We start from the raw sequence: 17,080 nt of genomic DNA on the forward strand, positions 1-17,080 counted from the left end.
AGCCATGTTCCTCAGGGATTCAGTCAGTGGAGCTGGCGAAGGCCGTCGGGGAACCGACGCCGCTTCGCAAACTGCCGTCGAGGTAGGCCGCGCGGCAGGCGCGGTGCCCGATCTTGCCGCTGGAGGTGCGCGGGATCGTGCCCGACTGCACCAGCAACAGGTCGCGGATCGTCACGCCGTGGCGCACGGCAATGGCCGCCCGGATGTCGTCGGCGATGGGCTGGTAGTCCAGCTTGTGCGAGCCGGCCGCGCGCTCGGCGACGATCACCAGCTGCTCGGAGACGTCGTCGGGGTCGTACTTGATGCCGGCGTGCGGGTTGTCGAAGACTTCCTTCGGCAGTTGGTTGGCCGGCACCGAGAATGCGGCCACGTAGCCGGTGCGCAGCGCCTTGCTGGCTTCCTGCGCCGAGTACTCGAGGTCCTGCGGGTAGTGGTTGCGGCCGTCGATGATGACCAGGTCCTTGATGCGGCCGGCGATGTAGAGGTGGCCTTTGTGGTAGGTGCCGTAGTCGCCGGTCTTGACCCACGTGCCGTCGTCGGGGGCGCCCTCGGCGTGCGACTGGCTGATCCGCGACTTGAGGATGTTGCGGAAGACGTCGTTGGTTTCGTCTTCCTTGCCCCAGTAGCCAGTGCCCAGGTTCTTCCCGTGCAGCCAGATCTCGCCGATCTGACCGTCCGGCAGCTCGCTGGCGGTCTCCGGGTCGACGATGACGGCCCATTCGTCGACGCCGATGATGCCGGCGGACACCTGCGGAACGGCCTTCGGGGAATCGGCGGACACCTCGACGAAGCGCTGCTTGTTCAGCTCGTCACGGTCGACGTGGATGACCGTCGGCGCCTCGTCCATCGGCGTGGTGGAGACGAACAGCGTCGCCTCGGCCAGGCCGTAGGACGGCTTGATCGCGGTCTCCCGCAGGCCGTACGGCGCGAACGCCTCGTAGAACTTGCGCATCGACGCCGGGGATACCGGCTCGCTGCCGTTGAGGATGGCCTTGACGTTGCTCAGGTCCAGCGGCGGCTCGCCCTCCTTGGGCACCCCGCGCACCGCCGCATGCTCGAACGCGAAGTTCGGCGCGACGGTGAAGACCTCGCTGTCGGGGTCGTCCTCGGGCTTGCGCGCCATCTCCCGGATCCAGCGGCCCGGCCGGCGCACGAAGGCGGCCGGCGTCATGAAGGTGAAGTTGTGGCCCAGCACCGGGGAGAGCAGCGCGGTGATCAGCCCCATGTCGTGGAAGAACGGCAACCACGACAGGCCGCGGTCGCCCTCCTTGCCTTCCAGCCCGTTGAGCACCTGCAACACATTGGTGGGCAGGTTGAGGTGGGTGATCTGCACGCCGGTCGGGGTCCGAGTCGAGCCGGACGTGTACTGCAGGTAGGCGATGGTGTCCTCGTCGGCCTCCGGCGGCTCCCAGGTCGAGGCGACCTCGTCGGGGACCGCGTCGACGGCGATGACGCGGGGGCGCTCCTTGGCCGACCGGGCGCGGATGAACTTGCGGACGCCTTCGGCGGCGTCGGTGGTGGTCAGGATCGTCGACGGGGCGCAGTCGTCGAGGACGGCGTGCAGGCGGCCGACGTGACCCGGCTCGGCGGGGTCGAACAGCGGGACCGCGATCCGGCCGGCATACAGGGCGCCGAAGAACGCGATGAGGTAGTTCAGGTTCTGCGGGCACAGCACGGCGATGCGGTCGCCCGGCTGGGTGACCTGCTGCAGGCGGGCGCCCACGGCCCGGTTGCGGGCGCTGAAGTCGCGCCACACGATGTCGCGGTATTCACCGTCGCGTTCGGTGGAGAAGTCGACGAACCGGTAGGCGAGCTTGTCACCCCGCACCCTCGCCCATTTCTCAACGTGCTTGACCAAGTTGGTGTTGTCCGGGAACTTGATCTTTCCATTCACGATGAACGGGTTGTGGTAGGGCATTGCGCTCTCCTGTCGCACCTGTTTTCGGTCGGCTCGGCCGACGCTTTGTTCCTTGGCCGGCTCCGCCGACGGGTTCGTTCTTCAGCCGGCTGGGCCGACGGTTACATGTCTACGCACGCGCGCCGGACCTCGCACGGCACCCACTGGGGAACGCCGGCTCATGTGCCAGCCCAGCCAGCATCGACCCCGACTGGGTGCGCGACGAAGTCCGATAGCTCTTAAATTCCTCTTAATGTTACGGGGCTGCCTACGGCAGACCAAATCACAAGGTACCGCTGATCGCTACCGTCAACCGCTACCTGAGGCTTGTGTCCCACCGCCCCGGTCATCCGTGTTTTGGTTGTGGCGCATTTGCGATCAGACCGTGAGCCCAGTTCAGCGTCCAGTCGGTCGCCGGTGCCCCGTCGATGCTCCAGCACTGCGTCGTGGCGTAGAGGGCGTGGACCGGTTGGCCGGCCCCGCCGGCCAACGTGTTCAGCGTGGCCGGCAGGTTGGCGATGCTGAAAGCTTCCTCCGGAGCTGCACAAATCAGGTCGCCGGGCGCGCAGATCTCGTTGGTCTTGTCGTTGAGGTCGCCGAAACCACCGGGGCGCGGGCCGGTCATCGTCAGGCCCATCCCGGACAGGATGGGCACCTCGTGCAGCGTGACCTCGGCGCCCTGCCCCGGCGGGTTGGGTCCGATGTCGTTGCCGACCCCGATCTGCCGGCGACCGTCGGCGATCAAAGTCACACCCAGCACCAGGTCGTCGTCGACGGGTCCGCGGCCGTTGCCGATATCGCTGGCGATGTCGCCCGCGATCACCGCGCCCTGCGAAAAGCCCATCAGCACGTAACTGGTCAGCGGGCACTTGGTGTTCATGTCGGTCATTGCCTGCACCGTGGCGCGGGTGCCCTCGGCGCGGCTGGCGTTGTAGGACATCTGGGTGTCGCCACTCAGCGGGTTGTGGAACTGCGCGGTGTACGGGGTGGTGTAGGCCTGCAACCGCGACGACGGGAACTGCTGGGTCAGGCTCACGGTCGCCTTGTGCAGCAAGGCGTTGGGGAATTGCGTCGGATTGGCGGGGTCGTCCGCAACGGCGGACTCCCACGTGCCCGGGACATCGACCAGCAACACATCGGGGCACGACGCGTCCTGCGAGGCGGGCCGCGGCTTGTGCGGGTGCGTCGTGGTGGACGGCGCGGGCAGAACGCCGGGCGGCACCGCGCTGGGCTCGGAGTTGTGGCCGCGCAGCAGGGTGACCGCGGCAAGGATGCCCAACAGGACGACGGCGGCGACCGACAGGGCGGCAATCCAAGCGAGGGTGCGTTGGCGCTTACGCCGCGCGCTGTTAGCCATGGTCTCCTGCCAGCAGAGTCGGTGGATCGCAGCTACGCGGTCCTCCCGACCCCCGCTGCACCCCCTACACGGTACCGGCTCGGCCGAGTGGGCCGATCGGGCAGCGACCGGCTACCGGATGGCGCCGACGATGTCGCCCGACATGGCCCCGAGCTGCCCCGACCACGAGCCCCAGCCGTTGTCGCCGCCGCCGGGGAAGTCGAAGTGGCCGTTGTGTCCGCCGTTGCTGCGGTACTGCTGATAGAACTCGCGGGAACTGCCCATCGCGGCGCCCGCCTGGCCGATCATGGCGGCGTCGTCGCCGCCCATGTTGGTCGGGCTCCACACCCACACCCGGGTGTTGTTCTGCGCCAGCAGCGAGGCGTGCACGTAGGGGTCGTGCCACTTCCACCGGCCCAGCTGCGGGGCGCCCCACATGCCGTTGCCGTCGACGCCGCCGAACTGCTGCAGGCCGGCCAGGATGGCGCCGTTGTAGTTGGTGCTCGACGGGTAGAGGAACCCGGACAGCGACCCGGCGAAGCCGAAGCGGTCGGGGTGGAAGGCGGCCAGCGCCATCGCGCCGTACCCGCCCTGCGAGGCGCCGACGGCGGCGTGGCCGCCGGGGGCCAGGCCCTTGTTGGCGGCCAGCCAATCGGGCAGCTCGCTGGACAGGAAGGTGTCCCACTGCTTGCTGCCGTCCTGCTCCCAGTTGGTGTACATGCTCCAGGCGCCGCCGGCCGGAGCCACCACCGAGATGCCCTTGCCGCCGAGGGTGTTCATCGCGTTACCGGCGGTGACCCAGTTGCTCACGTCCGGGGCCGCGTTGAAGGCGTCCAGCAGGTAGACCGCGTGCGGGCCGCCGGCGAGGAAGGCCACCGGGATGTCGCGGCCCATCGCCGCCGACGGGACCATCAGGCTTTCGTAGCCCGCCGCGCGGGCGGTGCCGACGGTTGTGGCGGGCTGCAGCGCGAACGCCAACCCGACCGCTAGTACGGCTACGCAGAACAACCGCAGAAGCGCTGACATACCCCGCCCGACCGTCATGTCCACCCTCCATCGTCTAGTCGCTGCAAGCACAGTAGCCAGCGCCTTAGTTCCCCGACTCGCGGGGTAGTGAAACACGTCACAGCGGAGCAAACGACTAACGGCGGGAACCCCGAAGGGTTCCCGCCGCTCGTCGTGCTGCCTGGAGTGTTTAGGTGCCCTGGCCGTTGCCGGCGTTGGTGGCCGCGGCCGGACCCGCACCCGGGGTGGCGCCCAGCACCGACTGCAGGTCAGGCTTCATCGCCTGCAGCTGCGCGCCCCAGTAGGGCCAGTCGTGGGTGCCGTTGGCGTCGAAGTTCCACACCGCGTTGTTGCCGCCGGCGGCTTTGTACGCGTCCTGGAACTTCAGGTTGGACGTCCGCACGAAGCCCTCGAGGAACTTGGCGGGCAGGTTGTCGCCACCGAGGTCGGATGGCTTGCCGTTACCGCAGTACACCCAGATGCGGGTGTTGTTGGCGACCAGCTTGCCGACCTGCAGCGACGGGTCGTTGCGGGCCCAGGCCGGGTCCTCCTTGGGACCCCACATGTCGGCGGCCTTGTAGCCACCGGCGTCGCCCATGGCCAGGCCGATCAGCGACGGGCCCATGCCCTGCGACGGGTCCAGCAGCGCCGACAGCGAGCCGGCGTAAACGAACTGCTGCGGGTGGTAGGCGGCCAGGATCAGCGCGGACGAACCGGCCATCGACAGGCCGACCACGGCGCTGCCGGTCGACTTGACCTGCTTCTGGCTCTCCAGGTACGCGGGCAGCTCGCTGGTCAGGAAGGTCTCCCACTTGTAGGTGACGCAGCCGGCCTTGCCGCAGGCGGGCTTGTACCAGTCGGAGTAGAAGCTGGACTGGCCACCGACGGGCATGACCGTCGAGATGCCCGACTGGTTGTACCACTCGAACGCCGGGGTATTGATGTCCCAGCCGTTGAAGTCGTCTTGCGCACGCATGCCGTCGAGCAGGTACAACGCCGGCGAGTTGGCGCCACCGCTTTGGAACTGGATCTTGATGTCGCGGCCCATTCCAGCGGACGGAACCTGCAGGTACTCCACCGGCAGACCCGGGCGCGAGAAGGCCCCGGCGGTCGCCGAGCCTCCGACGGCGCCAATCAGGCCCGAGAGCAGCGCCGCACCGGCGGCCGCCACGACGAGCCGGCGCGGCATACCCGCCACGGCGCCGCGCAATCTGTCGACAAGCGTCATCCTTGCTTCCTCTATCCTTCTTGCGGCCTTTCGGCGCATTTCACCGATCGGGCGCTTCTTGATTGGGTCGAACCTGCCAGCGCGCAGGCGCGGCAGTGCTCGTGTAGTCAACCACACCTTATGACGTTCGGCCGCATCGAGGCGGCGCCGCCCACCGCCGAGCGGCCCTCCTACCCAGCGGTTTTCAATTCAAACACGTGTCCAAAAGGCGAGGTCTTGGCATGTGCTTGATCGTGATTGCCAGCTGGTGAGGGGCCAAATGTGATGTTGCTGGCATTTTTTCGCGGCGGGCGGGATGTGATTTGTTCGGTAGCTACCGAAATTTCTTCTGCGCGACGCTTACTCGCGCGGTGGCGGGGGTGCCTCGTCGGGAACCGGTAACCCGCACCGGGCCAATTCATATCGCGGTACCCGGTCGATGCGGTACCCGGTGAACTTGACGGAGTTCACCAGGTTGGACAGGAAACGGTGCGGGGTCATCGGCGCGCGCACGGAGCTGAGCACCGCCTTGGTGTCCGGACACTGCAGCGCCGAGACGGCCTCCGCGACCCATTGCACGTCCAGGTAGCCGGGCACCCCGGGATACACCTTCACCCAGGGCCCGTCGGCGATCACCCAGTCGGGAAAGAGGTTCTTGTCGTGCCCGATCCGACCGTGCTTGAGCCGTTCCGTGTGCTGCGCAAGCGGATTCGCCAAACCGATCTGGTCGATCACCCGGACGTCGAGCCCGACGTTCATGCCCACCATGCCGAGGTTGGTGAAAAACACTGCATGCTGGGGTTTTTGCGGGGACTTGTCGCCCGGCGCCGGCTGAGCTTGCGGCACCAGGTCCCATTGAATGTAGTTGCCCGACGGCAGCAGCAACGCGCCGTCGGGAGTGTTGTTCAGGGCGGTCAGGATGGCCGCCATCCGCGGATAGCCCAGGTAATCCGCGGCGGTCAGCGGGTGCGCGTGACCGGTGGCCTGGGCATAGAACCGGCGCTCGTCGACGATCCCGGAATAGGTGACGTGGGTGGCGTCGTCGCCCATCCCCGGCGAATTCGCCGCCCACAGCGCCCATCCGGCCAGCCCCAGCCACAGCGCACCGGCGGCGCCGGCGACCCAGTTACCGGTCTCCCGCGAGTAGTCCTGGCCGTCAGGGATGGCGATCGGGACGACGGCGACGGGTGCCAGCAGGCAGAACAGCGGCGCCAGCAGCACCCGGGCGTGCATGAAGTCGCCGCCTTGCCGGATCCAGTAGAGGGCCTGCAGCAGACCGCTGACCAGCACCCAGGCCACGACCGCCGGCGGGCTGTGCACGGCGCGGGCCCAGCGCCCGTAGTCGGGGGCCAGCGCGGGGCGCAGAAACGACGGGCGGCGCCGCGCGGCGAACAGCAGCACCCCCAGCGGTATCAGCAGGACCAGGGGGATCCACACCGCGTAGGGCGCGTCGAAGTTGAACAGGTAGATCATGCCCTGCGACCACTTATCCCCGGCCGCGTCCTTGGCCAGCGCGGTGCCGGGCACCAGCAGGCCGTAGTACCCCATCCGGAAGATCTCGTAGGCAACCGGGAGGAAGCCACCGGCCACCACGATCAATACCCGGTGGCGCCAGGTCCGGGCCGCGATCAACATCATGATCAACGCCAGGCCGCCCATGAGGGCCAGCTCCGGCCGCACCAGCACGCTGAACCCGGCAACGAAGGCCAGCGCTCCGGCGAACACCTTGTTGTCCGGGCGGTTGCGCACCGGCTGCGCCCAGCAGACCATCATCCACCACAGCAACCCGAGATAGGCCAGCGCCAACCCGCTCTCCAGCCCGGACGTGGCGAAGTCCCGCGCGGGCGGCAGCGCGATGTACACGAGCGCGCCGGCGGGCAACATGATCGCCCTGCGGCCGCGCAAGCTCGGCGCGTACAACCGCGCGGCGCCCAGCATCAGCAGCGCCACGCCCGCCACCGACAGCACCAGCGCGAGGGCGAGCGCCACGTACTCCATGCGCAACGGCCCGCCGACCCAGCTACCCAGATACATCAGGTATGTCCAGGCGGTGGAGGTGTTGGCCTCCACCCGCTCACCCTGGTTGAACACCGGCCCGTTGCCGGCGAGCAGATTGCGCACGGTGCGCAACACGATCAGGCCGTCGTCGGCGATCCACCGCCGCTGCCAACTCCCCCAGCCGAACAGCACGGCGACCACCGCCACGCTGATCCACAGGCTGACCCGCGACAGGGTGGTGTAGGGAAACATGGGCCAGCCGGGCCGCCTGATCACCGGCCGGCTGCGCATCATGCGCGCTTTGAGAGCCTGCAGTTCGGGGCTAACCGAAGGCAACGGCGGCTCCGACCGTCGCGATCCACGCCAGGAACAGCAGCTGCAGCACCCGGTCCCGCAGCGCGATGTCTTCGGGTTCGCCGGCCAGCCCGCCGTCGACGTCGACCGCGTAGCGCAGGATCGCGATGGTGAACGGCACCAGCGACACCGCGTACCACGACCCGGAGTGGTGGTCGCGCTCGAACGCCCACAGTCCGTAGCAGATCACCACCGCGGTCGCCGACATCGTCCAGACGAATCGCAGATAGGTGCTGGTGTAGCTCTCCAGCGATTTGCGGATCTTCGCGCCGGTGCGCTCGGCGACCTGCAGCTCGGCGTAGCGCTTACCGGCCACCATGAACAGCGACGCGAAGGCGGCCGACAACAGGAACCATTGGGAGAGCGGGATTTCGGTGGCCACACCGCCGGCGATGGCGCGCAGCAGGTATGCCGACGACACGATGCAGATGTCAAGCACCGCTTGGTGTTTGAGGCCGAAGCAGTACGCCAGTTGCATGGCGAGGTAGATCGCCATCACCAGCGCCAGGTTCGGCGTCACCAGCCACGCGATGCCGAGCGAGGCCGCACCCAGCAGCACCGCCAGGAAGTAGGCCAGCCATTCGGGCACCACGCCCGCGGCGATCGGGCGGAACCGCTTGGTGGGGTGCTCGCGATCGGCCTCGACGTCGCGGACGTCGTTGACCAGATAGACCGCCGACGCCCCCAGGCTGAACACCACGAACGCCAGCCCCACCTGGGTGAGCATCTGTCCGTAGTCATACCGAATGCCGCTGCCCAGGCCGGCCACCGGCGCGGCCAGCACCAAGACGTTCTTCACCCACTGCCGGGGCCGGATCGCCTTGATTACCCCGGTGATCAGGTTGCCCGGCGGCCGGGTCACGACGTCCTCACTCATCCAGCCACACCTCTCGTGCGCGGCGCGCGACCGCCGCAACGACGGCACCCAGAGCGATGCCGAAGGCCACGTCGCTGGGGTAGTGCACACCCAACAGCATCCGCGACAACGCCATCGGCGGCACCAGGACCGCGGGCAGCGGCAGGCCGGTGGTCCGGCCCATCAGGATGGCCGCGGCGGTGGTCGAAGTGGCATGTGCGGACGGGAAACTCAGCTGGCTGGGCGTGCCGACGTTCACCGCGACGGCGGGGTCATGCGGCCGCTTGCGGCGCACGATCCGCTTGACGATGACGGCGGCGGCGTGTGCGGCGAACGCACCGGCCCCGGCGACCAGCCAGTCCCGGCGCCGCTTCGGTGACAGCAGCGCGCCGAGCACGGCGACGGCCACCCAGCCCAGACTGTGCTCGCCGAAGTGGGACAGCGCTCGCGCCGTGGGGAGCGCCGCGGGCCGATCGCTCAGCGCCGCCTGGATGGCGACCAGCGCGGCCACCTCGCCGCGCGCCGCCTGCGCAGCGGCGGCCTCATGCATGTTCTGCAGCGGGCAGCAACGCCGTCTCCCACTTCTGCTTGCTGGACAACACCGGCAGCGCGTCGCGATACACCCGGCGCATCTCGTCGAAGCGGCTGAGCAGCTGACGCTGACGGCGCAGCGATGCGAACAAGAGCGAGAACATCTTTCGGCGGTCCCGCTGCCGATAGACCACGCCACAGCCGTCCGCCGTGGTGACCGTCACGCCGTCGACCGTGCACAGCCGGAACCAACGCGCATCCTGGGTGGGCACGTTGAACTCGGGCCGAATGTGGGATTCGGTGTCGGCCTTGGTCATGTTGTGCAGGATGCCGCGGGCCAGCCGGTAGCTGATCGAGACAGGGTTCACCGGCGGCTTCATCGCCTTGGTCTTGTGCGAGGGCGCCGGCAGTTCGCTGGCCGCCGGCAACACGACGGCGTCCGGGTATTCCTTGCGCAGCCGGTGCACTTCCGGCAGACCCGATTCCAGGATCGAGAAGATGTGCTCCGGGCCGGCGAGGAAGTCGTCGATGGCCCTGTTCTGAATCGCGACCGTCGAATACTCAAGGCAGGCAAGGTGTTTCAGGGTCGCCTTGAGATGGCTGCGGACCAGGCCGGTGATGTCGCCCTCCCAGTGCAGCGCCGCCACCACCAGCCGGTTGCGCAGGTGGAAGTAGGCCTGCCAGTCGATGGCGTCGTCCTTGTCGCTCCAGGCCATGTGCCAGATCGCGGCGCCGGGCAGCGTGACCGTCGGATAGCCGTGTTCGCCGGCGCGCAGACCGTATTCGGCGTCGTCCCACTTGATGAACAGCGGCAGCGGCTGGCCCAGCTCCTCGGCGACCTGCCGCGGGATCATGCATGTCCACCAGCCGTTGAAGTCGACGTCGATGCGCCGGTGCAGCAGCGCGCTGCGATCGTTCTTGTCGTTCAACGGAAATGTGGCGAAGTCGTGGTCGTACTCGGCGTGCGGTGCGGCGGTCCACATGAAGTTCGCCTGGTTGACGACCTCACCCATGATGTGCAGGTGCGACGGCTCCTGCAGGTTGAGCATCTGCCCGCCGATCAACGTCGGCGTCTTGGCGAACCGGCTGAGCGCCAGCACCCGCAGGATCGTGTCCGGCTCGATGCGGATGTCGTCGTCCATGAACAGGATCTGTTGGCAGTCGGTGTTTTTCAGTGCCTCGTACATCACCCGGCTGTAGCCGCCGGAGCCGCCGAGGTTGGGCTGGTTGTGGATGGACAGCCGGCTGCCCAGTCCCGCGGCCGCCGCCGCGAAGTCCGGATGATCGCGCACCTTCCGGGTGCCCTGGTCCGGGACGATGACCGCACCGATCACCTTGTCCACCAACGGATCCGCGGTGAGGTCGGCCAGCGCGTTGACGCAGTCGGCGGGCCGGTTGAACGTGGGGATGCCGACGGCGATGTTGGCCGTGCCGGGGGCGGGCTCGGTTGCGTACCAGCCGCCACTGATGAGGTTGACCGCGGTGTCGGTGGTGATGTCGAACCAGATCCAGCCGCCGTCCTCGAACGGCTTGAGCGGTACCTCGATCTCGACGACGGCGGGCTGCTCGTCGGTGCCGACGAATTGGCGGCCCTGCACCGAGATTCGCACCCCGGTGGCCTTGGTCCGGTAGACGTCGACGCGGCCGGTGCCGGTCAGCTCGACCCGCAGCACCACCGACTGACAGATCGACCAGCGCCGCCAGTAGCTGGCCGGGAACGCGTTGAAGTAGGTGGCGAACGACACCTCGGACTCTTTGCCGATCTCCAGCGACGTACGGCTGGTCGCGTGGGCGCGCCGGGCGTTGGTCGTCGACTCCTCGAGGTACAGCTTGCGCACGTCGAGCGGCTCGCCGGGACGCGGGAGGATGATCCGGGACAGCAGGCTCACGGCGGACATTTAGCGCGCGCCTTCCTCTTTGTTCTGGGCTTCCGTCAGGGATGCGCCGTCACGCAGGTGCGGCGCGAGAACGTTGTCGTACATGTTCAGGGCGCTGGCGATGGCCATGTGCATATCCAGGTATTGGTAGGTGCCCAGCCGGCCGCCGAACAGTACCTTCGACGACGCGGTCTCGGCTTTCGCCCTGGCCCGATAGGCGGCCAGCAGGGCGCGGTCGGATTCGGTGTTGATCGGATAGTAGGGCTCGTCGTCGTCCTCGGCGAAGCGCGAGTACTCGCGCATGATCACGGTCTTGTCGGCCGGATAGTCGCGCTCGGTGTGGAAGTGGCGGAACTCGTGGATGCGGGTGTAGGGCACGTCGGGGTCGTTGTAATTCATCACCGGTGTGCCCTGGAAATCGCAGATGGGCAGCACTTCCAGCTCGAAGTCCAGCGTGCGCCAGCCCAGCCGGCCCTCGGCGTAGTCGAAGTAGCGGTCCAGCGGCCCGGTGTAGACGACGGGGGCGTCGGGGCTGTCCGCGTGCAGTTGGTCGCGCACGTCGAACCAGTCCGTGTCCAGCCTGACCTCGATGCGGTCGTCGGCGGCCATGTTGCGCAGCCACGCGGTGTAACCGTCGACGGGCAGCCCCTCGTAGGTGTCGGAAAAGTAGCGGTTGTCGAACGTGTAGCGCACCGGCAGCCGGGTGATGTTGGCGGCCGGCAGCTCCTTGGGATCGGTCTGCCACTGCTTGGCGGTGTAGCCCTTGACGAAGGCCTCGTAGAGCGGCCGGCCGATCAGCGAGATCGCCTTCTCCTCGAGGTTCTGCGCGTCAGCCGTGTCGATCTCGGCGGCCTGCTCGGCGATGAGCTTGCGCGCCTCGTCGGGGGTGAAGTACCTGCCGAAGAACTGCGAGACCAGGCCGAGCCCCATCGGGAACTGATAGGCCTGCCCGTTGTGCATGGCGAAGACCCGGTGGCGGTAGTCGGTGAAGTCGGTGAACTGCCGCACGTAGTCCCACACCCTCTTGTTGGAGGTGTGGAACAGGTGGGCGCCGTACTTGTGCACCTCGATGCCGGTGTGTGGCTCGGCCTCCGAGTAGGCGTTGCCACCGATGTGCGGTCGGCGGTCCACGACGAGGACGCGCTTCTGAAGCTGGGTAGCCACGCGCTCGGCAATGGTCAGTCCGAAGAATCCAGAGCCGACGACGAAAAGATCGAAACGAGCTGTCATCGGTTGCTTAGGGTATCCGACCGCGTGGCCCTAACCCATTTGGCGAGGCCATGCGGCGGGCTCGGCCCCGTAACGACCGCCGTTGCGGCGCCGCGAATCCGCGATCACAGTCGGGGTCGCAATTGCCTCACGATTCAATATCACCACTCTAGTAACAGGGTCACCACTCGTACCATCGACTTTGTGTGATTCCCACCAGCTAGGACCGGCGGGACGCGCCGACACAACACATAGTCAGATAGAGGAGACTTCCGTGCCGAACCGACGCCGACGCAAGCTCTCAACAGCCATGAGCGCGGTTGCCGCCCTGGCAGTGGCGAGTCCTTGCGCATACTTCCTTGTCTACGAATCGACTGCCGGCACCAAGGCGCCCGAGCACCACGAGTTCAAGCAGGCAGCGGTGATGAGCGACCTGCCCGGTGAGCTGATGGGCGCCCTGTCGCAGGGGCTGTCGCAGTTCGGGATCAACATGCCCCCGATTCCGGCCTTGAACGGGGGTGCGACCGGCACGCCGGGTCTCGCCAGCCCCGGCCTGGGCACTCCCGGCCTGGGCGCTCCGGGCCTGGGCACTCCGGGCCTCGGGACTCCCGGGCTGGGGACGACGGGCCTGACCAATCCGGGCGTGACCAGCCCCGGTCTGGCCAGCCCCGGTCTGACCAGTCCCGGCGTGACGAGTCCTGGCCTGACCAGCCCCGGTGCGGCGCCCTTGACGCCCGGGCTTGCGGCCCCCGGCGCGTTGCCGACCACCCCCGGTGGCGGTGTCGCGACCCCCGGTGCCGGGCTCAACCCGGCGCTGTCCAACCCCGGGCTGACCAGCCCGGCCGGTGTGACCCCGGGTCTGGGTGGGCCGGCGTTGTCGCCGAGCGAGGTGCCGATCGATTCCGGGGCCGGGTTGGACCCGGGCGCCGGTGGCACCTACCCGATCCTGGGCGACCCGTCGACCTTCGGTAACGCGTCGCCGGTCGGCGGCGGGACCGGCCTGGGCGGCGGTTCGGGCACCGGTGGTGCCAGTGGCGGTCTGGTCAACGACGTGATGCAAGCCGCCAACCAGCTGGGTGCCGGCCAGGCGATCGACCTGCTCAAGGGCCTGGTCATGCCGGCCATCACGCAGGGTATGCAGGGTGGCGCCGCCGGTGCCCTGCCGGGTGCCGCGGGTGCCCTGCCTGGCGCCGCGGGTGCCCTGCCGGGTGCGGCGGGTGCTCTGCCGGGTGTCGCGGGTGCCCTGCCGGGTGCGGCGGGTGCTCTGCCCGCCGCCGCGGGTGCGGCCGGTGCGTTGCCGGCGGCCGCCGGCGCGGTGCCGGCGCTGCCCCCGGTCTAGTCCTTTACAAACCCTCCACAAGACGGCACCGCAGAAATATCTGCGGTGCCGTCGATTTTGGTCGAGATTCGCCGACGCTCAGCTCGTGTCGTCACATAGATAACATTAGGAACACACGTAACATCAGCTGGTGTCCCGCAGTCGTGCGCCAACGATGCTGCTCACCGCAATGGCGGCGACCGTCGTCCTCGTCTCGTGGGTGGCGGACACGACACGCGATCGCGGCGCCGCCAGCGCGCGGCCGTCCCGCGGCACCCAGCTGGTCGAACAGCCGCTGGTCGGGCTGGGGGCCGGCGTCACGGTTCGCGAAATCAGTCAGGACGCGCCCTTCTCCCTCGTCGCCCTCACCGGCGACCTGGCCGGCACCTCGACGCGTGTGCGGGCCAAGCACCGCGACGGCTCGTGGGGCCCGTGGTATCAGACCGAGTACGAAACCGCGGCGCCCGACGGGGCCAGCGCGGCCGGGTCCCTCGAGGGACCCCGCGGCACCGACCCGGTGTTCGTCGGCGCCACCACGACGGTCCAGATCGCGGTCACCCGCCCGCTCGACGCCGCGGTGACCCAACCGCCGCCGGCACCCCCGAGCGACAAGGCCGAGCTGGGCTACAAGCCGGCCTCCCGGGAACAGCCCTTCGGCCAGAACATCTCGGCCGTCCTCATCTCCCCGCCGCAGGCGCCGGCCGACACGCATTGGACACCACCGGCCGGAGTCTTGATGCCCGGCCAGGCTCCGCCCATCATCAGCCGCGCGGAATGGGGCGCCGACGAATCGTTACGATGCGGTTCCCCGCAGTACGACAACGGGATTCGCGCCGCGGTGGTCCACCACACCGCGGGCAGCAACGACTATTCGCCGCTTGAATCGGCCGGCATCGTCAAGGCCATCTACACCTACCACAGCAAGACGCTGGGCTGGTGCGACATCGCATACAACGCGCTGGTGGACAAGTACGGCCAGGTGTTCGAGGGCAGCGCCGGCGGAATGACCAAGGCGGTGGAGGCTTTTCACACCGGCGGGTTCAACCGCAACACGTGGGGCGTGGCGATGATCGGCAACTTCGACGACGTGCCGCCCACCCCGATCCAGCTGCGGACCATGGGCCGGTTGCTGGGCTGGCGGCTGGGCCTGGACGGCGTCGACCCGAAGGGCACGGTGCAACTGGAATCGGCCGGCAGCCACTACACGACCTTCCCGGCGGGCGCCATCGCGACGTTGCCGACGATCTTCACCCACCGCGACGTCGGCAACACCGATTGCCCGGGCAACGCGGCGTACGCGTTGATGGACGAAATGCGGGACATCGCATCGCACGTCAACGATCCGCCCGAAGAGTTGCTCAAGGCGCTGCAGGGCGGTGCAATCTATGACCACTGGCAGGCGATCGGCGGGATGAACAGCGTGCTGGGCGCCCCGACCTCACCGGAAGACAGCGCCGAAGGCGACGCCCGCTTCGTCACGTTCGCCCGGGGCGCGATGTACTGGTCACCCGAGACCGGCGCCCAGCCGGTGACCGGCGCCATCTACGACGCCTGGGGCTCACAGAGCTATGAACGCGGCCCGCTCGGACTGCCGACCAGCGCGGAAATACAAGAGCCGCTACAGATTACGCAGAACTTCCAGCACGGCACCCTGAACTATGAGCGGCTGACCGGAAACGTCAGCGAGGTCGTCGACGGGATCACGATTCCGCTGACCACCGAATCCCCAAGCGGCCCAACGGTACCGGCCGAGCACTTCTCGCTGCCGGCACACCCGACGCCGACGTGACCGGCCGCTAAAGCCGACTGCGCCGCTCCTCCCACGCCGCTACGCGGCGCGCATCGTCGCGACGCTAAAGCCACCAGCGTTCCAGCACTCGGCCCACCCCGTCGTCATTGTTGGGGGCGGTGACCTCGTCGGCGGCGGCCTGCACGTCGGGATGGGCGTTGCCCATCGCCACGCCATGCCCGGCCCAGCGCAGCATCGGCAGGTCGTTGGGCATATCGCCGAACGCCACCACCTCCTCGGAGGCGATCTCCAGCGGCCGCGCGATCTCGTCGATGCCGGTGGCCTTGCTGGTCCCCAACGGGACGATCTCGATCAGGCCGTTGTTGGTGGAGTAGGTGATGTCGCCCTCGATGCCGACGTGCTTGGCCAGCTCGGCCGCCATGTCGGCGCTGCGGGCTCCGGACCGGCGGATGAGTAGCTTGATCGCCGGGGCACTGAGCAGATCCTGGATCGACACCTCGGTGTTGTCCGGGTTCAGCCAGGCATGCTCGTAGCCCGGCGAGCTGACGAACTGCGGCGTCGCGGTGTCATGCGCGCTTTCGCCGATCCGCTCGACGGCCAGGCCCGCGCCCGGGATGACGCGGGTGGCCAGCTCCGCCAACTCGGCCAGGGTGTCGACGCCCAGCGTGCGGGCGGACACCACCCGGTCGGTTGCGGCGTCGTAGATGACAGCGCCGTTGGCGCACACCGAGATCGGCGCGAAACCCAGCGCGTCGACGACCGGACGGATCCAGCGCGGCGGGCGGCCGGTCGCCACCACGAACTGCGCACCGGCGCCCACCGCGGCGCGGATGGCGTCGCGGGTGCGCGGGGAGATCTTCTCGTCGTCGTCGAACAGGGTGCCGTCGACGTCGCACGCGATGAGCGCCGGCAGGGTCATGAAAACCACCCGCTACGGCGGCCGGCCGGACCGCTCAATGCAGCCCGCTCTGGTTCTGCCCGGGCCGGGTCACGCCGTCGGTGCCGTACTTTCGCAGCCGTTCCTGGAGCTCCGACAACCGCAGGGCCCGGGAATCCTCCTGGGTGGGCGCGCTGCCGCCCAGGCGCCGCGGCACCCAGTATTCGTCCTTCGGGTGCGGATATTCCTCCTGCACCCAATACAGCAGGTCGTTCATCGCCGAGCGCAGCAGCAGGTTGAGTTCCTCGGGCGTGCCCCGCGGGGGCAACGGCTGCCCGGCCGCCACGGTGATCGGCACCTTGTTGCGGAATACCTTCTTGGGATGGTCCTTGGGCCAGATGCGGTGCGCGCCCCAGACGACGATCGGGACGATCGGCACGCGGGCGTCCAGCGCCATGCGCGCCGCCCCGGTCTTGAACTCCCGCAGTTCGAAGCTGCGGGAGATGGTGGCCTCGGGATGCATCCCGATCAGCTCGCCCTCGCGCATGCGCTGCACGGCCACCTCGAAAGCGTCGTGCCCCGCCCGGCGGTCCACCGGGATGAGCCGGGCGTGATTGATGACGTAGTTGACCGCCTTCACGTCGGCCATCTCGGCCTTGATCATGAAGTACGCCCGCCGCTTGCGCTCGCGGACGGCCATCAGCGTCGGGAGCCAGTCCAGGTAGCTGGTGTGGTTCTGGGCGAGCAGGGCGCCGCCGCGCTCGGGAATGTTCTCCAGGCCGTGATAGGTGAACTTGGTCCCCTGCATCGCGACCATCGGCGGAACGATCCATTCCGCCAGCCGGTAGAACCCCTCGGGCATGTC

The 17,080-nt window shown here is 68.4% G+C and carries 13 protein-coding genes; 2 read left to right on the forward strand and 11 right to left on the reverse strand.

Going from position 1 to position 17,080, the window contains the following annotated elements; translation table 11 throughout:
* Positions 1-19: 19 nt before the first annotated feature.
* From fadD32 to glf, 9 genes are all read right to left on the reverse strand, one after another.
* A complete protein-coding gene (gene fadD32 / locus AC5Y5B_RS08800) occupies positions 20-1,918 on the reverse strand; it encodes a long-chain-fatty-acid--AMP ligase FadD32 (RefSeq protein ID WP_112632588.1) in 1,899 nt (632 codons plus the stop codon).
* A gap of 325 nt (positions 1,919-2,243) precedes the next feature.
* Positions 2,244-3,254 (reverse strand): carboxylesterase Culp6, encoded by a 1,011-nt coding sequence (gene culp6 / locus AC5Y5B_RS08805; RefSeq protein ID WP_112632589.1) that lies wholly within the window; start codon positions 3,252-3,254, stop codon positions 2,244-2,246.
* Positions 3,255-3,365: 111 nt separating this feature from the next.
* Positions 3,366-4,277, reverse strand: a complete 912-nt coding sequence (locus AC5Y5B_RS08810; protein WP_112632624.1) for an esterase family protein — start codon at positions 4,275-4,277, stop codon at positions 3,366-3,368.
* Between the two features lie 151 nt (positions 4,278-4,428).
* A complete protein-coding gene (ag85A, locus tag AC5Y5B_RS08815; protein WP_500005104.1) occupies positions 4,429-5,466 on the reverse strand; it encodes a diacylglycerol acyltransferase/mycolyltransferase Ag85A in 1,038 nt (345 codons plus the stop codon).
* Positions 5,467-5,805: 339 nt separating this feature from the next.
* Positions 5,806-7,779: a terminal beta-(1->2)-arabinofuranosyltransferase gene (gene aftB / locus AC5Y5B_RS08820; RefSeq protein WP_500005106.1), complete on the reverse strand. Its 1,974-nt coding sequence runs from the start codon at positions 7,777-7,779 to the stop codon at positions 5,806-5,808.
* Positions 7,766-8,674, reverse strand: coding sequence for a decaprenyl-phosphate phosphoribosyltransferase (locus AC5Y5B_RS08825; RefSeq protein WP_112632592.1), 909 nt, complete (start codon positions 8,672-8,674; stop codon positions 7,766-7,768). Before AC5Y5B_RS08825 ends, aftB begins: the two co-directional genes overlap by 14 nt.
* Positions 8,667-9,203, reverse strand: a complete 537-nt coding sequence (locus AC5Y5B_RS08830; protein ID WP_205869072.1) for a phosphatase PAP2 family protein — start codon at positions 9,201-9,203, stop codon at positions 8,667-8,669. The genes AC5Y5B_RS08825 and AC5Y5B_RS08830 overlap by 8 nt, the downstream gene beginning before the upstream one ends.
* Positions 9,196-11,082: a glycosyltransferase gene (locus tag AC5Y5B_RS08835; protein WP_500005110.1), complete on the reverse strand. Its 1,887-nt coding sequence runs from the start codon at positions 11,080-11,082 to the stop codon at positions 9,196-9,198. The genes AC5Y5B_RS08830 and AC5Y5B_RS08835 overlap by 8 nt, the downstream gene beginning before the upstream one ends.
* On the reverse strand, positions 11,083-12,291 hold the full coding sequence (gene glf, locus AC5Y5B_RS08840) for a UDP-galactopyranose mutase (RefSeq protein ID WP_500005112.1): 1,209 nt from the start codon (positions 12,289-12,291) through the stop codon (positions 11,083-11,085).
* Positions 12,292-12,544: 253 nt separating this feature from the next.
* Between glf and AC5Y5B_RS08845 the strand changes: the two genes are divergently transcribed.
* Positions 12,545-13,609, forward strand: a complete 1,065-nt coding sequence (locus AC5Y5B_RS08845) for a PirG (RefSeq protein WP_289176316.1) — start codon at positions 12,545-12,547, stop codon at positions 13,607-13,609.
* 130 nt (positions 13,610-13,739) lie between these two features.
* Positions 13,740-15,377, forward strand: a complete 1,638-nt coding sequence (locus AC5Y5B_RS08850; protein WP_500005117.1) for an N-acetylmuramoyl-L-alanine amidase — start codon at positions 13,740-13,742, stop codon at positions 15,375-15,377.
* A 64-nt stretch (positions 15,378-15,441) separates the two neighbouring features.
* Here the strand turns inward: AC5Y5B_RS08850 and AC5Y5B_RS08855 are convergent, their stop codons facing one another.
* Together AC5Y5B_RS08855 and AC5Y5B_RS08860 are read right to left on the reverse strand one after the other, a co-directional pair.
* Positions 15,442-16,257, reverse strand: coding sequence for an HAD family hydrolase (locus tag AC5Y5B_RS08855; RefSeq protein WP_500005119.1), 816 nt, complete (start codon positions 16,255-16,257; stop codon positions 15,442-15,444).
* 34 nt (positions 16,258-16,291) lie between these two features.
* Positions 16,292-17,077, reverse strand: coding sequence for a lysophospholipid acyltransferase family protein (locus AC5Y5B_RS08860; RefSeq protein ID WP_112632598.1), 786 nt, complete (start codon positions 17,075-17,077; stop codon positions 16,292-16,294).
* Between the last annotated feature and the right edge of the window lie 3 nt (positions 17,078-17,080).

It is taken from the genome of Mycobacterium sp. NGS33 (assembly GCF_059812885.1).